Source organism: Bacillus sp. CBEL-1, assembly GCF_004348885.1.
Lineage (GTDB): Bacteria > Bacillota > Bacilli > Bacillales > Bacillaceae_H > Priestia > Priestia aryabhattai_A.
The window spans coordinates 187,641-203,251 of the sequence record NZ_SBIM01000006.1; the positions used below are offsets into that span (position 1 = coordinate 187,641).

General features: G+C 38.5%; 12 protein-coding genes. 2 read left to right on the forward strand and 10 right to left on the reverse strand.

The annotated features are described in order from the left end of the window. Positions 1–18 precede the first annotated feature (18 nt). Positions 19–534, forward strand: coding sequence for a peptide-methionine (S)-S-oxide reductase MsrA (gene msrA / locus EPL02_RS05620; RefSeq protein ID WP_094911312.1), 516 nt, complete (start codon positions 19–21; stop codon positions 532–534). Positions 535–573: 39 nt separating this feature from the next. Here the strand turns inward: msrA and EPL02_RS05625 are convergent, their stop codons facing one another. Further along, complete coding sequence (locus EPL02_RS05625; protein WP_094911311.1) at positions 574–2,211, reverse strand: family 14 glycosylhydrolase; 1,638 nt, start codon at positions 2,209–2,211, stop codon at positions 574–576. A gap of 117 nt (positions 2,212–2,328) precedes the next feature. After that, a complete protein-coding gene (locus EPL02_RS05630) occupies positions 2,329–3,498 on the reverse strand; it encodes an endonuclease (protein ID WP_094911310.1) in 1,170 nt (389 codons plus the stop codon). Positions 3,499–3,720: 222 nt separating this feature from the next. On the opposite strand from EPL02_RS05630, the gene EPL02_RS05635 reads away from it, so the two are divergent. Next, positions 3,721–4,206, forward strand: a complete 486-nt coding sequence (locus EPL02_RS05635) for a hypothetical protein (RefSeq protein ID WP_094911309.1) — start codon at positions 3,721–3,723, stop codon at positions 4,204–4,206. A gap of 49 nt (positions 4,207–4,255) precedes the next feature. Here EPL02_RS05635 and essA read toward each other — a convergent pair whose 3' ends face one another. From essA to EPL02_RS05675, 8 genes are all read right to left on the reverse strand, one after another. Next, positions 4,256–4,744 carry a type VII secretion protein EssA gene (gene essA / locus EPL02_RS05640; protein ID WP_094911308.1) on the reverse strand — a complete coding sequence of 163 codons (489 nt, stop codon included), beginning with the start codon at positions 4,742–4,744 and terminating at the stop codon, positions 4,256–4,258. Beyond that, a complete protein-coding gene (gene esaA / locus EPL02_RS05645; protein WP_131887220.1) occupies positions 4,734–7,643 on the reverse strand; it encodes a type VII secretion protein EsaA in 2,910 nt (969 codons plus the stop codon). Before esaA ends, essA begins: the two co-directional genes overlap by 11 nt. Further along, positions 7,640–12,124 (reverse strand): type VII secretion protein EssC, encoded by a 4,485-nt coding sequence (gene essC / locus EPL02_RS05650; protein ID WP_094911306.1) that lies wholly within the window; start codon positions 12,122–12,124, stop codon positions 7,640–7,642. Before essC ends, esaA begins: the two co-directional genes overlap by 4 nt. An 11-nt stretch (positions 12,125–12,135) precedes the next feature. Continuing rightward, positions 12,136–13,464 carry a type VII secretion protein EssB gene (gene essB, locus EPL02_RS05655; protein WP_094911305.1) on the reverse strand — a complete coding sequence of 443 codons (1,329 nt, stop codon included), beginning with the start codon at positions 13,462–13,464 and terminating at the stop codon, positions 12,136–12,138. A 14-nt stretch (positions 13,465–13,478) separates the two neighbouring features. Next, on the reverse strand, positions 13,479–13,718 hold the full coding sequence (gene yukD, locus EPL02_RS05660; protein ID WP_094911304.1) for an ESX secretion system protein YukD: 240 nt from the start codon (positions 13,716–13,718) through the stop codon (positions 13,479–13,481). A gap of 87 nt (positions 13,719–13,805) precedes the next feature. Next, on the reverse strand, positions 13,806–14,099 hold the full coding sequence (locus EPL02_RS05665; RefSeq protein WP_094911303.1) for a WXG100 family type VII secretion target: 294 nt from the start codon (positions 14,097–14,099) through the stop codon (positions 13,806–13,808). Positions 14,100–14,367: 268 nt separating this feature from the next. Further along, positions 14,368–14,763: an SseB family protein gene (locus EPL02_RS05670; RefSeq protein ID WP_131887221.1), complete on the reverse strand. Its 396-nt coding sequence runs from the start codon at positions 14,761–14,763 to the stop codon at positions 14,368–14,370. A 236-nt stretch (positions 14,764–14,999) separates the two neighbouring features. Beyond that, complete coding sequence (locus tag EPL02_RS05675) at positions 15,000–15,596, reverse strand: hypothetical protein (RefSeq protein WP_094911301.1); 597 nt, start codon at positions 15,594–15,596, stop codon at positions 15,000–15,002. Between the last annotated feature and the right edge of the window lie 15 nt (positions 15,597–15,611).

The window sequence follows — 15,611 nt, forward strand, 5'->3', positions numbered from 1 at the left end:
AGAGAATGAGGGATTTATATGGAAAAAGCAACATTTGCAGGTGGATGCTTTTGGTGTATGGTTACACCCTTTGATGAACTAGAAGGCATTCATGGTATTGTATCAGGATACACAGGTGGTACCGTAGATAACCCAACTTATGAGCAGGTAAAATCAGGTACTTCCGGCCATTATGAGGCTGTACAAATCACTTTTGATCCGAACGTATTTCCTTATAAGCGCTTATTAGATCTTTATTGGCCACAAATCGATCCTACTGATACAGACGGTCAGTTCCAAGATCGTGGTCCTCAGTATCGAACAGCAATTTTTTACCATACTGAACAACAACGCATTGAAGCAGAAGAATCAAAGCAAGCCGTTGCTAACAGCGGTCGCTTTAAAGATCCTATCGTGACAGCGATTCTTCCTGCCTCTGAATTCTACGCAGCGGAAGATTATCACCAGGATTTTCATAAGAAAAACCCTAAACACTATAAAGAAGATCGTGCTAAATCTGGCCGCGATGAGTTTATTAAAGAGAATTGGAAATAAAATCAAAGCACCCACGTTAAAGCGTGGGTGCTTTGATTTTTACCAGTTATTCGTATATGTTGTAGATGTTCCTGGGACATTCCAATACTGCTGGGTTGGTTGCCATGATTTTACTGAGCCATCTGATCGCTTGATAATCGCTTTGAACTGAACGCTTCGATCGGCTGGGAAATTAACAGTTCCTCTCCAATCTCCGTACGTTGAGTTGTAAGAGAGCTTAATTGGATAAGCAGTTGTGTCCCACTGTCCAAGTTCAGGACGATCTCCGACGATGTAAACACTCTCTCCAGGCGCTGTAGGTGCATTTTTAACAACCATGGTCTGTGCAATCGGTTTTATATTTAAATACTGATTAAACTGACTCATACGTGTTGAGTTATTAATAACATCATAGAATCTTAAAAGCGTAAAGCCCGCAAAGTTATAGTTAAATGTCATTTCAGCTGCGCGTTTATACTGCTCTTCACTTCCGATACTTAAAGCATTTTCACCATTTAACACAATCCCTTTTGCATTTGCTAGGCTTGCAACTTCTTTTACCAACGTTTTTGGCATTGAATATTCAGGATATGTGCCGCTATCGACCATTTCTAAGCATGTAAACGTTAAATCTAGCTTGGCTGTTTTAAATGAGTCTAATAATGTACTGTAGTTATTATAACCCGCTGGCTTTTCAGCAGCATGAGGCATTGTTGGGTTATTATATTGCCAGTGTATTCCTGCTATTTTAGCTCCTACAGGTACATTAAACACCGGATCAAATGCTTGATGAGCTAATGCTCCAATACGCTTTGCATGGTCTTGCAGAACTCCTTGATACCATTCTAGAAAATCTTTTCCATAGTTTGTGCTATATCCATCCTTTAAAAACTGATTTCCATCTGAAGGCGGTAAAATTTGCGATATAGATGTTAAATTTAACCCCCATGCTTGGTTTACACCTGCTAACGAACCATACTTGTTAACAGCCCACGTTTGGAATTTTGATTTTGCAAAATTAGTATATGCTTGAAATTTCCCTCTAGAAGGATAGCCTGTGCCATCAGCAGCTGTGTATGAAGGGTAGCGAAGCTCACCAGCTGGTCCCCCTGATAAATAAATCTTTGGAATAACGTCTTTATACGGTGCTAACGCTTGCGCAAACGCTGTGTATAGCTCCCCGTACTGTTTTGTAATCACATCTGTCGCTAATGGATTTACTGTTTCTTTGTTTACTGTACCTGTCTCTGATTTGAAATATAGGCTATCATCCGTTTTGGTATTCCAAATCCATGAAGGAAGAGGTGTGTTACAGTCATCTCCTACATTTCCACCACATTGGTGTGTCGAGATAATCGGCACCATTTTTATTCCAGCATTTCGAGCTGCCTGTGCAAATCTCTGTGCATAAGAGAAGTCAAACTGCTGGTCACCGTTTTTCTCCATATCTCCCCACCAAAAATCTACTGTCACGGCGTAAAACCCATTTTGCTTTGCCTTGCGAAGGTCATTTTCAAAAGCTTCCCACGTAGTAAACTCCGTTACTTTCTTTAGCGGTGCCATCAAGTAGGTCTTGTAATTCGAGTTAAACGACTGTCCATTTACCGCCGCTTGGCTATTGGTTGGCGCTAATATGAAAGCGGTAACAAAACTTAACAAAACAATAAGTGATGCAAACTTTTTAATTGGCTTGTACATACAATTCCCCCTATTTTTTAAATCCAATAGGTTATATTCGGCTTCTTTTTTTTAAATCCTGTTGCTAAGAAAAATAAAATCAGTGCATGAAGAGTCATGCACTGATTTCTTATCTTGTTAGTTCCAAATAGCGCTTACCCATTCAGGATGGTCAATAAATGGATTTCGATTATGCTGATAATCTGAGTAGATAATCTCATTACGACGGCGCTCTGAAGCATCTACAGGATCCTGCTGATGCCACTGTAACAACACTGATAGCTTCCCATGATACGGAGCACTTCCATTGTTCACTAAGTTGTTTAACTCTAAATCTGGTTCGTCGCTTATATCCCCTTCATAACGGACAGCCATATAAAATAGCATACGTGCCACGTCACCTTTTACTGCATCGCGGGGCTCCCATGAATCGCTGTCATAATAGTTGCCTAGCGCTTCAGTATGCTCTTTGCCGCCATTATCAAAGTCTAAATTGTTACGCGTGCTGTTAACCGTAACATCTGTTGGACGTAGATGATGAATGTCTGTTCCTGCTCCCATCGTTGTCCCAAAGTCACCATGTGATTTTGCCCACACATGCTCGCGGTTCCAATCATTTATCCCTGTACCATTTGTAAACTTCCCTTGAGAACGCCCAGTATAAAGTAAGATTACATTATTTGAGTTATTAGGATCTTCATCTGTTTTGCGAAGTGCATCCCATACTGCTGAATATGAGATTTCTGTATGGTCATCAATGATATTATGTAATGCTGATTTCAATGCAGTACCCGTCTTTCCTTCAGCAGATGAATAGTATTCTTCAACCGACGAAGCAGGTGGATTGGTTGGTTCCGTTGGATTAGTCGTACCGCTTGTTTCCTTTGACATCATCGTTACATTTTTTAAGCCTGGATGTGAAAAATAAGCTGTTAAATTCCCAGTTGCTGAAATTTTCTTTCCCTTTAGCGTTGGATTCGTTTGGAGTCCAAAGCCTGAACGAAACGTAGAAGGAATTTGAACATAAAGCATTTTAGCTGGATTGGTTTCAGTTGGTGTATCCGCAATTGCTAGTGCATAGTCGTTTGGATAATTACTAGTTAAAACTGTGGTTGTACTAGTTGGTTGCCCGACAACGTATCCTTCTACTGTTTGAATTGCGTTATTTTGTAATGAGACAGCTTGTGAGACGCTAATCGCAGTAGCAGCCTTTGAATGCTGCAGTGGCAGACCGCTAATAACTAGTGCTACTAATAGAGTAACTAGAAACAGTACCTTGTATAAAGGAGCTGAACTTTTTTTCAACATTTTTTCCCCCTATAGAGTTATTATTTGACTCTTTTTATTATAAATTTCAAACGTTAAAATTTTTGTAGGAATTTGTTAAATTTTCTAGGGAAAAGGAATCAATCTTCTTTACAAGTCTTTCTTCTCATAGAAAAGGTCTGCGTCTTTCAAATGAAGTATGATATAATCAACCGAATGTAGAAATTATAGACTAGACAGTCTAATTTGAAATGAGGTTAATGAATGCTTACTTTTGACGAAAAACTATCCGTTATTACGTCTTTCTCTGAACTAGAGCGTAAAGATGTTTCGCTTGGACGCGTAAATTTTCAATACAATGAAAGTGTTTATGATAAAAAGAATGTCGTGTATCACTTGCATCCAAACGGAAACGGATTTGTATATGCTGGTCACCTTTCTGACTACGACACAAATGATAAAGGGCTTGTAAACATCCGTGATTTTTCACAAGAAGAGCTACGTACAATTATCGAGCAGTCAATTAATAGTCTTTCACACCGTCCTGAGCAGGAAATGATTGAAGAGGCGGTAATCGGAGATGGGCGCGAACAACGCTGGCACGGTCCTGAAGGAGCTACATTATTACTTGTACATGAAGATTCATTATGGAATATTTATGCAGGCTTGAATTTAGAAGCTGCGTTTGAGTCATATGAAGAAGCAGAAGACTATTTAATGGATGAAGGATTTAGCCGCTTACGAGGTTAATTTATAAATAAAAGACGCCACGTTCTTTTGATAGAGAACGTGGCGTCTTTTATTTATTCTTCCCATTTATCTGAGCTGGTTTTAATTTTGGAATAAGCACTGTAAATAATAAAACCAATCCAATTCCAATCAATAATAGATATACCCACTGTAGTTTTAATCCTGTTTCCTGCGGTACATCTTGTACTGGTGAAGACCGAACAGGTGACTCAGGTGACGCAAACAAACCATATTTATCAACTTGAGATTGAATGGAGTGATTTGTTGTTGAATCATTTAAAAATAAAGAGCTCTTTAGAGAAGGCTTTTTCTCTTCATTCGTAAATGGAATTCCCATTATTTCCTCAGGAATGTTTTCTACTTCTCTTTTAGTTTGACCAAGAGAATCCGGATTAAGTTTTATCTTCTCATCTTGAAAGATATTCGGTGCTACATCTTGAACTTGTGTTTGCGTATCATCCGCTGCGTATGCACTTGACGTAGATAGAAAGAGAAGAATCGCTATAAATGCGATTCTTCCGATTATATTATGCTTCATACGTTTCATCACTCTCTGCTTGTTTATCCTTGGATGTGAGCATGCGAATGATAAACGGGATAACTGTTAATACAGCAGTTAGTCCAAGCAGAATAATAGTCGCTTCTGCAAATAGAGAAGTCGTTTCGTACTGGATTGACATATATACTTTTGAAGCCGGATCTTCATAATTAAAATTCGGCATTGCTAGATTTAATAGCGGCGTGATAAAGAATAAAATCATCAGCACTGTTATAATCCAACCTACGAAATTACCAATTAGGAAAGCTCCTCTTACAAGAGTTGAAGCTAATAGTAACAGTACAATCGTGAAGATAGACCATTCCATTGCCCTTTCTCCTGACAGTGAGTAAATATTTAAACTAAACGTACTAATCATTAAACCAACAATCATCACCAGTAGCCCAAAGAGTGATCCTCTTACTAAAAGGGGTGCATTTTTGTAGTAATGACTGAAGTAACCTATTAATAAACTGCTGATAAGAATAATAACAAGAAGCACAACCGGTGGAACAGTCTTTGTTTTTTCTGCTGGTACTTCACCGCTTACCTGTAGCGGATTTGCTAAGTAGTCATAAACATAGTCATTGTTTTGACCATCTACTAATGTATTATTCAATAGGCGATATACTTGGCCACGCACAAGCTTCGTTGAATCTACGTTTTGTGACCATTTATTATTAAGCGTATCTGCTTGATCTTGTACTTCATTAACCTTCTCTTGCAGTTCACCCGTATACTCCACAACGCTTGATTGACGTTCACCAAGAGTTGAAATCAAATCATTCATTCCTTTTAACTCTTGACCCATACTCTTTTGAAGAGTCACAAGACTCGAAACATCTGCATTCTCTTGTGTTGGAGCTTCAACTGCACTTTCAGAAGCTACGCTTTGAATCGTCTCATTCATCGATCCTGCCTTTTCTTGAAGCGCTGATAAGCTTTCAACAATAGATGCTTGCTCTCTTTCAATAAGCTGGCCATAAGAATCCGTAAACTCTTGCATAGATGAAGAGAATGAATCTAGTCCTTCTGCTGTTGATAATAAGTTATTTTGTAGCTGCTTACGGATAACGCTTGGTTGCTCATCTCCATACAAAATTGCTTGAATGCGCTGACGGGTACCTTCATCTTGTAACACAGCGTCTTGAAGATCTCCGTTATTACCTCGATTTAAGGCTAGTTCATACTGTGAAAGGTCTCCATAATATTGGAAAAGCTTTGACATATTCTCTGTTTGAATACCTGGAGCAAACAGCTCAGCCAACCTTTGTTTTCTACTTTCGGATAGTTGACTTGACGATAAAATCTTGGCTTCCTTATTAGTAATCATGCTAACAACAGTTTGCACATCACCATTAGGCTGATTGTTTATTTCTTCTAACTGCGCAACTCTTTCTCTTAGCGCTTCATTGACAGCTAACAGCTCTTTGATTTGCTTTTGCAGTTCTTCTTTTCCATTATTGTCATTGTCTGCTTTCGGAACTTCAACCGTGACGTTTTCCAACTGGTCACTTACGCCCTGTAAGCGTGTAGAGAAGTCTGCAATTTTTCGTTGTGTGTCGGCCACACGTTCATTTTGCTCCTCTTCCGGTAACGCAGCAAGATTTTCATTCCACGCTTGAAGGTCGTCTTTTATTCCTTGAAGTTGTTGACGTTGATTCTCTAAATCAACAGGAACCGTTGTATAAGAGTCTTCGCTATCTTCTGGGGGCGCCTCACCCTCTTCATCTTCAGGAACGACCGGATTATCTTCTATCGGCGGTAGGGTCTCACCCTCTTCCCCTTTTGAAGGTGGTATCTCTAGATCTTTTCGAAGCGTAGACAGCTTACTTTGCACTTCATTTAGCGTTGTTTGCTCAGTCACTTGGCTGTATTGGCTGAGTAAATCCTGATTTAAACGATTAAGTTCATCTTGCTGTCCAGACGTTTTATCTTCTGTCGCTTCCTGCAAGTTATCAACCATTTCTTTGTTCTCATCAATTTGCTGCTGCACGGTTGAAAGCTTCCCAAAGACTTTTCCTGCTTCACTCTCAAACTGCTCGCGATCACCATTTTGCCCTTCAGAAATTGTTGCAATTCCTTCTTGAATATCGCCCACACTTTCCGTTTGAGCTTTTAACAACATTTCTTTTTGTTTTTCTTGATACACTTTGTATTCTTCAACGTATTCAATGAAATTTGTTAAGTTTTCTTCAACCTGCTGTACATCATTTTTACGTTCACTTGAGCCTTCTTGCGCACTTTTTACGTTTGTTTGAATTTGCTCAAGAATTTTCTTTTGATCATCAATTTCACCAGCTAGATTTTTAGAATTAGGTTTATAGAAAGCTACCATGGTGTTTTGGAAAGCAATCTCTTTTTCTAAAATTTTATCGAATTGGCCTCTAACCTTTTCTACTTCTTGCGATACGTAACTCCAATACAGAGAAGACATATCATTATTTACTTTGGCCGTCGCATCCTCTAGTTCACGAACAACTTTTTCTTTATTAACTGCATTTAATTGATTTTGAACTTTGTATTGGAATGTGGCTTTCTTCGGCTTCTCTTGATCATACGTTAAAATATTCTCTGAGAAGTTCGATGGAATATAAATTACCGCATCATATTTACCACTTTGTAATCCATTTGCAGCTGCGCTTCGACTTAGGACTGTCCAATCGTAATCTGAGTCCTTATCTAATATGGCTGCTACTCGTTGTCCAAAACGAATAGGCTCTTCACCTTTTTCTTCCTCCACACCAATATCCTCATTTACAACAGCTATGGCTCTTGTTGCGTTTTCAGTTACTTTCAGCGGGTTATCACCAATATATTGAAAGAAAAGGGAAGGAAACCCTAAGATGAAAATGACAGCTACGATCACTTTAAGCATATATTTTCGCTGTTCCGTCATATTAGAACCTTCCTTTCACTCATACATAAGGGAATTTGAATACGTGTTGCTTTATTGTCTTTTACATAGTATCCAAAACCTGGGTTTACATCTGCTTCTTTACGGTCATAGTTTAGGTTAATCAGGTTTTGCTCTGACTTTTTCATTAGTAACACAGCTTGACGTATTTGCTTCATTTCAGTCGTTAATACATCAAATCCTTTAGAGAAGTCATTTTGACTTCCTGATGCAACGATATTAAAGCCAACATGGCTGTAATTTTTAATAAGCTTTGTAATACGATCTTGCATCAAGGTATCAATGGTTTGCTGGAACCGTCCAAATCCATCAATTACAAGAAGTATCGGTGTAAACGTTAGCTCACCAACGGTTCCATCATGAATCGCTTCCAAGTAGCGCTCTTCTCGTTTTTTGAGCCGTACTTCTGCTCCTTCTATCCACTGCATAATCTGCTCTTTCGTCTCAATGTATGCAATTTCATCTTCCGTAGCATAAGAAGAAAGGCCACGGTCAATTGCGTCAAATAAACCAATTTGATGAATTCCTTGTGCAAGGGACGTTTGTAGCATCACTTTAAGCACGTTTGTTTTGCCTTTTTGTGTCGGCCCCAGAATGAGACAATGTTTATTCTTGACTAGGTTTAAGTGAACTGGACGAACAAATTCTTCATCTAACCCAAGCGGTATAACACCGCTTTCTCGTACGATACGACGATCGGTCATGAACTCATGCAGTACAAGCTTAGGTTGTAACATTGGCACTTGTTCTGGTGGTGCAATATCTGCATATTTCTCTTTCAGAACCTGAACTTGATTTTTAATGTTATCAAGAATCGTGAAGTCATCTTCACCTTCAGCTGGCAAGAACATTTGTGAGAAATAAGACGTATCTGTTTTAATAACCGCACGCCCAGGTATCGCTTCTAGCGCATAAGGAATGCGCCCTAAAATCGTATAGGATTCCGAACTATCCATTAGATAATGAACAACCTTTGTTTTTAAGTTATTCATAAGCGACTGACGAACTGAGTTGATTCGTGTGGCTGTAAAAATCATGTAGACGCCAAGCGACTGGCCGTCGCGTACAAGCTGGGTAAACTGCATTTCTAAATCTTGCATTTCTTCCTTTACAAGATCAAAGTTATCAATTGTTATAAAGATAAGCGGCAGCTTCTCCTGACTAATTCGGTTATACATTTTTATATTGCTTACTTCTCTGTTTTGGAATAGCTGCTTGCGCTCGGCCAGCTCTTGCTTAATAATCTTCATGAACTTTTCAATTTTGCGTCCTTCGTCCATTAAGAAATAATCAGCCGTGTGTGGAAGCTGGCGTAATGGAAGCAGCGTACCATTTCCAAAGTCAAAGATATAGTAGTGTAGCTCATCTGGCTGATAACACTCTGCAAAGCTAAGCATAAGCGTCATCGCAGTGAATGATTTCCCATAACCTGATGAACCGAAGACGCCGATATTGCCGTCTTCCATCATTTCGTATGCATATGGCGTTTGGCTCTGTTTTTCAGGCTCATCTACTAAGCCAATATAGAATTTCTCTCTCTCTTCTATTTTGAAAGCAGAGCGATATAAACGATTCTCTAACGGTGGTAGCCATGGGCTTCTTAATCGATTAATCCCTAAGTTATGCTGGACTTCTTCGATTCTTTCTACGATTACGTCAATCTCTGGCTGAGCGCTTTTCTTTTTCGTTTGCTGTGATGATACGTCAGAGAGTGGAATTAATCCTAAGTCTGTTACAATGGCCACTTCATCTTCCGTTCCATATACATCATCTTGCTGATAAGGTGCCCCGCTCCAAGCAGATTGGAATAGCTCATATACTTCGTTATTACCAACCTGTAAATAACCTCGACCTGTCACAGTAATTGAAGCCGCATCAGCATTTTTTAAGATTTCTTTACTATCTGTTGCGTCCTGTACTTTTAAAGCCACTTTAAACCTTGCGTTACTCCAAATTTGCTCATCGATGACTCCACCTGGCTTCTGTGTGGCCAAGATTAAGTGAACGCCTAAACTACGGCCAATACGAGCAGCACTGACGAGTTCTCGAATAAATTCTGGCTCTTCACTTTTTAGCTCAGCAAACTCATCCGATATCAAGAATAGATGTGGCAGCGGCTCTTCCGCATCGCCTTGCTTATACAGGTCTGTATAGTCGTTTATGTGATTGACTTCATACTGATCAAATAAACGCTGGCGCCTTTTAAGTTCACTTTTTATAGACGCCAAAGCACGCGTACTAAAGTTTTTACTACCTTCTATATTCGTGATAGTTCCAAGTAAATGTGGCATGTTTTTAAACGGCTGCGCCATTCCTCCACCCTTATAATCGATTAGTAGAAATGCGACTTCATGAGGATGAAAATTGACTGCTAACGATAGGATATATGTTTGTAAAAATTCACTTTTACCTGAACCTGTTGTTCCAGCTAGTAGCCCGTGTGGACCGTGTGCTTTCTCATGTAGGTTCAGCTCCACAAGATCCTCTTTGCCTTTTAAACCGATTGGTACAGCCAAAGACTTGGCCGACTCATTCGTATACCAGTTCTTCTCAATCGGCAGATCATCCACTTCCTTTGCTTGGAATAGCTCAAGAAAGGACACACTGTCTGGAATAGAATTAGTCATTCCTATTTGATGATCTAACGTCCGCAGCATGCGAGCAAATGCTTCATTATCTTCGTTGCGGTGTTCATCAAGCTGAAATGGAATATTAACGGCCTTTTTCTTTTGAATTAAAATGTCTCCCTCTTGTTCATTAATATAGCGAATAAGAGTGTGAACATTATCAGATAAACTTTCCTTTGTTTCGGCTCCAAAGATTGTAGAGAAACCAAGGTGCGGATGCTCTCCTTCGAGATATTCTAAAATCACATGATCTGCAATAAGCTGCTGATTCGTAACAATGAATACTAAGTGAGGTAAAAACGCACCAGTTCCTTTCTCTTCATCCAAATCTCGCTCACGCAATAATTCATAAATAGACGATAAAAGCTGGTCTCTTGTTTTTTCATTATAAATAAAGCCTTTCGCAAACGAATGAGGCAGCTGAAAATGTGGAAGCCACTTCATCCATTCCCAATCCTTATACTCGCTTTCATCAAAGATAAAGATAAAGCGAACATCATGATAGCTATGAGCAAAGGACAGCTGACCAATTAACTGATGAAGCTCACGCTTAACTGTTTTTGATTTACCAATTAAGCCAATAGCTCCGTTTTCTAATTTCGCAGTGATTGGAGCCTGAGAAACTTCGCGGTATACCTTTTCCATGTGCTGAGACTGTTCAAGTAAATCGTCAATTTCTCTATTAGCCATATCTCCTGTATTTAAGGAAATTTCATAGCTAGAAGGTACTGTACCGGTACCAAGACGCATTTGAAGAAAATCGCCACTATCTAGCGTTCGTTCCCAAATACGATCAGAAATATGATTAGTTAGATACTTCATTCGCTCAAATGTTGGAAAGTGATAATGAAGAACTCTTCCCTGTGATTCAGCTAGCTCTTGAAGCTCCGTACGTTTATTTTCTAAATACTGCGTGTAAATACGGCGACGACGTTCTTGACGCTTTTTACGCTGCTTTTTATCTCTGAAATACTGCACCGTTGAGACAACAAGCGTCGTCGTAAACATCATCACGGAAATAATAATAAAGATTCCACGTGGCTGAATAAGGGCTACAGTCCCCATAACGAGGAGCATAACAAGTGGTGGTAAGATTGTAAGCCATAGGCTCCTATTATTATCATCGGTATCCTGTGCTGGAAACGATAAGTGGACTTTTTCATCGGGAAGTTCATAAATCATCCGCGGTGTGCGACGATAAATAGGATATTTCTTTTTCATTTCGGAAATAGGCTGTTTTGACTTAGAAAGTTTCGTGAAAAATTCAGTAAAGCTATGAACCTTTAATAAATCATGTTCTATTAATTCAATTGTAACAGCTCCCCACATAATCACATCACCAAGTTTTAGCTTGGTCACACTTGAAATATGCTGGCCGTTTACAAATACGTCACCGCCTTTTGGAATGATTCGCCACATTGCTTTAGTTTTTAGTAAAGAAAATTCCTTGCTGTTATGTACAATTAGATTTTCGTTAGGCTGATAGATATCGGCTGTATCGTCAACGGTGGAAAAGTTAATCTCATGATAATAATCTATATAGTACGTATCTTCGTGCAACTTTTCCGGACTTAGTACAAACCGAAGATTTTGATCGCTTTCTTGGAGCGTAATCGAGTCGTAATAACTCAGTTGACTCAGTTCGTTATTACCTTGGGAAATAACTATTTTTCGATCTTTTGTTGTTGATATAGTAATGACACCTTTTTCAAATGGATAGGAGAAAAAAGTCACCGTCTCTTTCGAACTATTACCTACAGTTGCTTGGCGAAAATTACCCCAGTTAATCGGCAACTGCTGATAAGTGGTTCCACTAAAAATCCATAAAATACTCATCTGTCCACCTCCTAGGATGCCGGTTTATCCGACGAATCTGAGTTAGGAGCAGGGGTTTCATCTGATTTGTCATCTTTATTTTGCTCAGCTTCCTTTTCGGACTGCTTCTTATCTACAGGCTCAGGCTGCTTTTCGCTCTCCTGCTGCTCCTCTTTGGCTGACTCTTCTGCTTGCTTCTTCTCTTCTTCAATCTGTGATTCAAGTTCTTCAATTTCACTTTGAACCGGGTCTAGCTTCTCTTTTCTTTTATCGCTCGCAAGATTTTCATCTGCTTTTAACTGATTTTCATATTTATAAAGGCCATATAAAATTAAGCTTCGATCTTCTAATAAGCGTGCTTCTTCTAAAGCCTGTTCATTTTCACCTCGACCGATATGAATCCAATAGCTTAAATATTTATCGTCTGATTGAAGCGTAACTGTATTTTGAATCACTTCTTTTTGTTCTTCACTTAATGATTCATTCGTTAAGTAAGCTAAAGCCAGTTCGTACTGAACAACCTTTGGCATTTCTTTTACTTTATAATCTTCCAACTGCTCAATGACCCCGCTATACTCCTGCTGTAAAAAAGCTTCATTACTACTTACAAAAGCCTCTTGCTTTGGCTGCAAGAAAAATGTGGAGTAAAATGTATAAATTAAAGCGGGAATTAAGAGCACTGTGACACCAATTGATGCAAAGCGAAAAATAGTCCACTTTTTCTTTGGAACGGTGATAACGGTTTTTCGCGCTTCTTCTACTGTTTTTAGCTGTTCTCGAATAATCGTTAAAAGTTCACTTAAGTCGTTAGCCTTCATTAGTTTGGAAGCAACTTCTGATAGCTGAATTGTTTCGTGCAATTTTAAATACTGAATAAAGCTATATTTCGAATCAACAAGTGAAGCAATTGTCGCTTTTACTTCTGATAGCTCACGAGCCGAGTCATATTCGTATGGTGGAATGCTTTCTTTAATTCCATAGTGTAAAAAAGCAGGTGTTAAGCTTGCATCAAACATTAAATTTTCCGGACAAATTACAAGGTGAAATCTTGTAAAAGCATGATTTTGTACAGATTTTACAAGCTGATACGCAAACTGCCACTTTTGCTCTTCCGTCTTTTTCTTAAAAAAGGAAAATGGAACGAAAGCTTGGGACGGCTGAATTTTCACATGGAGCTCATCTTCATTTACGATGATTTCACGAGTGAAATCTGGATGCATCTCCTTTAACATATCGACTTCTATGCCATCATTTAGCTTTATCTTTTCCTTTTGAAAAATAAACGTATAGCCTTCTTCTTTATCACGAATAATAGACGCTTCTAATAAGCTTTCTAAGTAAGTCGGTTTCTTTTCTGCCATTTTAGTAAGCTCCTTCAAAGAATTTCAATGCAATCACCGCTTGAAATACCACATTCATTTAATTTTTGATGGCCTGCAAATACTACGTTTTTATTCGGAACGCGAACCCAGTATCCTTCTTTTGGTGTACTTGAAATTCTTTTAGCTTGCCATGCAATTTCAATCACTTTTTTTACAGAATGATAGTCTGATAGTCTTAAATCAAACCGCTCACCCGTATAGTGTTTTAGATCGATGGTCACTTCAATATACATATGATCTCACCTCAAAACATAGAAAAAGCGCCGTCATCTAAAAAAATGGGGCGCTCTTTTTATCTTATCACTCTTTGTATGAGCAAATTAACCGCGAATTTGGCTAGCGATTTGGTTGTCTGTATCTTCAAGAACGGTTGCAGAATCATCAAGCTGTTTAGCAATTTTGTTTAACAGATTCGACATTTCTACGAAAGATGGCTTTAGCTCTTCATATTGAGCGATAAATGCTTGGCTAGAAGCACCTTCCCACATATCTTGTAATTGATTTCTCATCATATCAAGGCGGCCAACTAGGTCTTGAACTTGCCCACTTTCATTATTATAGCGAGCAGCCATTTCACGAAGTTCTGCTGGAGTAACACGAATGATTCCTGACATCGATTTCTCTCCTTATGTATCGTTATAGATTTACTTTAATTGTAAGAAAGAATAGGGTTGAAGGTCAAAGAGAACTTGTAAGAACCAGAAAAAATAAGAATATATATCTACATATACCCCTAAAAAATTACAAAAAACCCTATAAAACAATGATTTTTATCACAGTAAATATGGCATAAACAGAGACAATTATACCTGCATAATCGAAATATGTTCATTTATCATACAAAAAAAGCTAACAATTGTTATAAAGTTTGTTAGCTTCTATTTAAGATGAAAAATAATTAAAAAGATTTTTATTTTCTTTTAGCATTTTTAATTCTTCTGGAATAAGAAGTTTTGAAAGCGGGGTATCTGGATTTAGTAAAATTGCCGTATTCTCGTTTATCTCTTGCAATAAATCAGAGAATTTAATCACTGCAGCTCTTTCTTCTTTTAGCATCTTCTCAAATGGATAATTAGATGAAAAGGCAGGTAAATATATTTTCTGATTCTTTTCCATTACTCGTACACGCTTGTAAAAGTCAGCAGACTTTTCATTACCTGATACTTCGATACATAACAGGTTGCTTTTCATTAGTTCTTCATAGAAATGTCCAATTTCTCGATTATCTTTCATTGCTTCAATTAAAGCTTTTTCTAGTGAATTAAAAGAACTACCCATATTTTTCAATTCCATGCTGTATATTTTTTGAGTCGTTAAACGGCTGTAAGAAAGAAACTTGTTGATTAGTTAACAGTTTTTTGTACAGACCGCCTTTTTCTCGTTTATTCATCTGATCTTATTACACCTCAAACTTCATAAATTTTCAATCAATTACATCACGCTTTCTTTGCATGGAGCGCAGTAACTATTCTTCTTCGCTCCAAGTTTTCATAAAGGAATTCTCACTCTCTCTTTTATTCCCCTGCAAAATCTAGATTTTGAGCTGAATTTGTTCTTTCTTCTATTTTTTGAAGGCCTTTACCACCCAATATGCCTAAACCCATTTGGATAACACCGTATGTGAAAAACTCTGTGCGAGTATGCAAATCACCGCTTGCTACTTTTTCTTCCCATGAATTCGAAAGTGATGCCCACATCATGTCTAGCGTCTCTAAAGGTTGCGTAATTTCAGCTCGCATCGTTTCAAAAGTTCCCCATTCCGAAAGAGACTTAATCCCTTCCCATGTATCCTTAACCCCCGTTGTGGCACCGTCCCACACGCTGCTCCAAAACTCTGTCCAACCACCGGATAGCTCATCTGCTTCTTTTAGTTTTTCAGCTGTTTCGCTAACGAGGAGATAAGCACTTTCAGTTAACGATTCAATTTTCCCAATAATTTGCTGAATTTCCTCTTGTAAATTTAGAATAGACTCAACGTTTGCCACGGATAAAAAGTGCAGATTCGTGGATTCCCAGCTTAAACGCTGCAACGCATCTTCTGCTTCTCCTCTCGAGTGCTTAATGCGCTCTGAAAACCGCTCCAAGTCTTCAAAATTCACTTTAATTTCCATGTATACACCCTCTTT

Excerpts from the sequence above, each read along its gene's own strand:
- msrA (WP_094911312.1), top strand. The coding sequence starts at position 19 with ATGGAAAAAGCAACATTTGCAGGTGGATGCTTTTGGTGTATGGTTACA.
- EPL02_RS05625 (WP_094911311.1), bottom strand. The coding sequence starts at position 2,211 with ATGTACAAGCCAATTAAAAAGTTTGCATCACTTATTGTTTTGTTAAGT.
- EPL02_RS05630 (WP_094911310.1), bottom strand. The coding sequence starts at position 3,498 with ATGTTGAAAAAAAGTTCAGCTCCTTTATACAAGGTACTGTTTCTAGTT.
- EPL02_RS05635 (WP_094911309.1), top strand. The coding sequence starts at position 3,721 with ATGCTTACTTTTGACGAAAAACTATCCGTTATTACGTCTTTCTCTGAA.
- essA (WP_094911308.1), bottom strand. The coding sequence starts at position 4,744 with ATGAAGCATAATATAATCGGAAGAATCGCATTTATAGCGATTCTTCTC.
- esaA (WP_131887220.1), bottom strand. The coding sequence starts at position 7,643 with ATGACGGAACAGCGAAAATATATGCTTAAAGTGATCGTAGCTGTCATT.
- essC (WP_094911306.1), bottom strand. The coding sequence starts at position 12,124 with ATGAGTATTTTATGGATTTTTAGTGGAACCACTTATCAGCAGTTGCCG.
- essB (WP_094911305.1), bottom strand. The coding sequence starts at position 13,464 with ATGGCAGAAAAGAAACCGACTTACTTAGAAAGCTTATTAGAAGCGTCT.
- yukD (WP_094911304.1), bottom strand. The coding sequence starts at position 13,718 with ATGTATATTGAAGTGACCATCGATCTAAAACACTATACGGGTGAGCGG.
- EPL02_RS05665 (WP_094911303.1), bottom strand. The coding sequence starts at position 14,099 with ATGTCAGGAATCATTCGTGTTACTCCAGCAGAACTTCGTGAAATGGCT.
- EPL02_RS05670 (WP_131887221.1), bottom strand. The coding sequence starts at position 14,763 with ATGGGTAGTTCTTTTAATTCACTAGAAAAAGCTTTAATTGAAGCAATG.
- EPL02_RS05675 (WP_094911301.1), bottom strand. The coding sequence starts at position 15,596 with ATGGAAATTAAAGTGAATTTTGAAGACTTGGAGCGGTTTTCAGAGCGC.